Origin of the sequence: Kribbella sp. (assembly GCF_035687465.1) — a bacterium.
Lineage (GTDB): Bacteria > Actinomycetota > Actinomycetes > Propionibacteriales > Kribbellaceae > Kribbella.
Genome location: NZ_DASRXP010000081.1, coordinates 1 through 3,824, shown reverse-complemented (window position 1 = coordinate 3,824; position 3,824 = coordinate 1). Strand labels below are relative to the sequence as shown.

4 protein-coding genes are annotated in these 3,824 nt (G+C 67.4%); all 4 read left to right on the top strand.

The genetic code is table 11. From position 1 onward, the window contains the following. The coding region (locus tag VFG33_RS04025; protein ID WP_325022493.1) for a discoidin domain-containing protein at positions 1-1,295 on the top strand (1,295 nt) is incomplete at its 5' end. Between the two features lie 27 nt (positions 1,296-1,322). Beyond that, on the top strand, positions 1,323-1,784 hold the full coding sequence (locus VFG33_RS04020; protein ID WP_325022491.1) for a YbjQ family protein: 462 nt from the start codon (positions 1,323-1,325) through the stop codon (positions 1,782-1,784). Positions 1,785-1,795: 11 nt separating this feature from the next. Then, positions 1,796-3,157, top strand: a complete 1,362-nt coding sequence (locus VFG33_RS04015) for a GH1 family beta-glucosidase (protein WP_325022489.1) — start codon at positions 1,796-1,798, stop codon at positions 3,155-3,157. Positions 3,158-3,165: 8 nt separating this feature from the next. Next, positions 3,166-3,824 (top strand): MFS transporter (locus VFG33_RS04010; protein ID WP_325022487.1); only part of this gene is annotated, 659 nt, incomplete at its 3' end.

Sequence of the window (3,824 nt, the reverse complement as noted above, 5' to 3'; positions counted from 1 at the left end):
GCTCGTACGAATGGCAGGGCTGGAACCCGGACACCAACCGGGCGACGTACACGCCGGCCGCACAGCATCCGCAGGTGATCAACCAGGATTACCTGACCAGCTGGAACAACAAGCAGGCACCGGGGTTCTCGGCATCGGACGGCCAGTTCGGCTACAACTCTGTGTATCGCAGCCAGCCGCTCGATGACCGGATCAAGGCCGTGATCGGCTCCGGCCAGAAGTTCACTCGCGGCAAGCTGGTCGAGGCAATGGAGAGCGCCGCCACCGTGGATCTGCGGGCGGATCAGGTGCTGCCGTACCTGCTCCGGGTGCTGAAGAGCGCGCCGATCACCAACCCGGCGGTTGCCGACGCGGTGGCGAAGTTGCAGGCCTGGCAGGCATCCGGCAGTCATCGCAAGACGCCGAGTGAGGCTGTGAAGACCTACGACCATGCCGAGGCGATCCGCATCCTGGATGCCTGGTGGCCGTTGCTGGTCAAGGCCGAATTCCAGAGCGGCCTCGGCTCCGACCTGTACGACGCACTCGTGCACACCCAGAAGATCGACGAACGACCGAGTGCGCAGGGATCCGCCTTCCAGACCGGCTGGTGGGGCTTCGTCCAGCGTGATCTGCGCAAAGTGCTCGGCGATCCGGTGAAGACGCCGCAGCCTGTCACGTTCTGCGGAGGTGGAGCACTCGCCGCGTGTCGGACCGTGCTCGGCGACTCTCTCGGCGCGGCCCTGCAGGTGCCTGCGGCAACCACTTATCCGGCGGCTGGTGGTTGTGCGGCGGGCGACCAGTTCTGTGCGGACCAGATCGTGCACCAGCCGATGGGTGGCATCACCCAGGATCGGATGGCTTGGGTCAACCGCCCGACGTACCAGCAGGTGGTCGAGTTCCCGGCCCGCCGGGGTGATGACGTCAGCAACCAGGCTGTCGGCAAGACGGCGACGGCGAGCAGCCACGAGACCGGGGTGTTCAACTCGCCGCCGGCCAATGCCGTCGATGGGAATCTCGGGAGCCGGTGGGCGAGTAACTGGTCGGATCCGCAGTGGCTGAAGGTGGACCTCGGCAGTGAGCAGGCGGTCGGCCGGGTGGTGCTGCAGTGGGAGGCCGCGTACGGCAAGGCGTACAAGGTCGAAGTGTCCCGGGACAACGTGAACTGGCAGCAGGTATTCGCCACCAGCAATGGGAACGGCGGTGAGGACGTGGCCCGGTTCAGCCCGGTCCAGGCGCGCTATGTACGGATCACGGGGACGCAGCGGGCGACGTCGTACGGGTACTCGCTCTACGAGTTCCAGGTTTACCGCCAATGACGGCCGATTGGCTGGGAAGATGGCGGCATGAGCCAGAACTACCCCCCGAACCCGAACCAGCCGCCGTACCCGCCGCAGGGGTATCAGCAGGGGCCGCCACCCGGCTATGCGCCGCCGCCGCACGTTGCGCCGCAGGGCTCGCCGTACCCGGTGCTGGTCTCGACGATGAACGATCTGCCCGGCTACACCGCCGAGACGGTGTTCGGCGAGGTGTTCGGGCTGACCGTGCGGAGCCGCGACTTCGGCTCGAACTTCACCGCCAGTTTCCGGTCGCTGGGTGGCGGCGAGGTGCCGGAGTACACCCAGATGCTGGCCGAGTCGCGGCACGTCGCGGTGATGCGGATGTGCCAGATGGCTCAGCAGATGGGGGCGAACGCGATCCTGGCGATGCGCTTCGACTGCAACGAGATCGCCCAGACGATGAGCGAGGTGGCCGCCTACGGCACCGCGGTGATCGTACGCAAGGCGCCAACGAGTGACCCTGACTGAGGATGATGCGAATGACAGTTGATTTTGGTCCCGACTTCCGCTGGGGGGTCTCGACGTCGGCGTACCAGATCGAAGGGGCCGTGACCGAGGGCGGCCGCGGTCCTTCGACCTGGGACACGTTCTGCGCCGAGCCGGGCCGGATCCTCAACGGGGACACCGGAGCCGTTGCCTGCGACCACTATCACCGGTACGCCGAGGACGTCGCGCTGATGCGGGACCTCGGGGTCGACACGTACCGGTTCTCCTTCGCCTGGCCGCGGATCCAGCCGGACGGCCGGGGCAGCGGGAACGCCGAGGGGCTTGCCTTCTACGACCGGTTGATCGACGAACTGCTTGCCGCCGGCATCCAGCCCGCGCCGACCTTGTTCCACTGGGACACGCCGCAGCCGCTGGAAGACGCCGGCGGCTGGATGGAACGCGACATCACCGAGCGGTTCGCGGACTATGCAGCGATCCTGGCGGAGCGGTTCGCCGATCGGGTGCCGCTGTGGATGACGATCAACGAGCCGATGGTGATCACGCTGCTCGGGTACGCCGTCGGTGGTCACGCGCCGGGCAAGCAGCTCGGGTTCGACGCCTTGCCTGTCGCCCACCACCAACTGCTCGCGCACGGTCGCGCGGTCCAGGCGCTCCGGGCTGGTGGGGCTGCCAGCGTTGGGATCGCGAGCAATCACGCGCCGACCTGGCCGGCCAGCGACAGCGCCGAAGACCAGCAGGCGGCCGGTCTCTACGACAACCTGATCAACTGGCTCTTCGCCGATCCCGTGCTGCTCGGCCGCTATCCCGAGGGCTTCGGCGAGGCCATGCCCGGTCCGGTCGCCGAGGATCTCGCGGTGATCTCGACGCCGCTGGACTGGTTCGGCCTCAACCACTACGCGCCCGTCCGGGTCGGCGCGCCGACTGGCGATCCCGACACGGCGGCGACCGACGGTATCCCGATGCCCGCGGGGCTGCCGTTCGAACCGCGCGCCATGGACGACTATCCGAAGACGGACTTCGGCTGGCCGATCGTCCCCGAGGCGTTCGGGGAGATCCTGCGCACCCTCAAGGCCCGGTACGGCGACAAGCTGCCGCCGATCTACATCACCGAGAACGGTTGCGCGATCAACGACGGTCCAGCCGACGGAGTGGTCGCTGACCAGCGCCGGATCGACTACCTCGACGGCTACCTGCGCGAACTCAAGAAGGCGATCGACGACGGGGTGGACGTCCGTGGCTACTTCCAATGGTCCCTGCTGGACAACTTCGAGTGGTCCGTCGGGTACGCGCAGCGCTTCGGCCTGATCCACGTCGACTTCGAAACCCAGGTCCGCACGCCCAAAGCGTCCTACCACTGGTACCGCAACCTAATCACCCAAAACCGCAAGAGCTAGGCCCGCAAATGACGACCGAGTCGGCCCCGCCGCCGGCTTCCGCTCAAGCACTTGCTGAGCCTGTGGTGGGGGTGCGGGGCCGGTGGACCGCGGCTGTGGTGCTGGCGAATGTCGGGGTGTTCGCTGCCTGGCTCGGGCCGATTCAGGTGTTGCTTGCGAAGCAGTCGGATACGGTTGCGCCTGGCAACAAAGAGTTCGTCTACGGCCTGATCACCGGAGTCGGCGCCGCCGTGTCCGTGATCGCGAACCCCTTGTTCGGTGCGATTTCCGACCGAACGCTGTCGCGTTTCGGTCGCCGGGTGCCGTGGGTGCTGGCCGGTGCGGTCGGAGGTGCGATCGGTCTGCTGGTGCTCGCAGGCGCCGGCACGGTCGCCTGGATGCTGCTCGGTTGGTGCCTGATGCAGCTGTTCGGCAACATGTTGCTGGCGGCAATCACAGCGGCTGTTCCAGACCGGGTCCCCAAGCTGCAGCGGGGTTTCGTCGGGGGTTGGGTCGCGATGTCCCAGACCCTCGGCGCACTGGTGGGGGTGGGATTGGCCGCCGCCGTCGGAGGGGTCGGCGCCGGCTATCTCGCTTGCGCCGCGTTCCTGCTGGTGTCGGTGGTGCCCTATCTACTCGGCAGCGGCGACCAGAGGCTGACCGAGCGGCCGGTGCTGGTGTGGCGGCA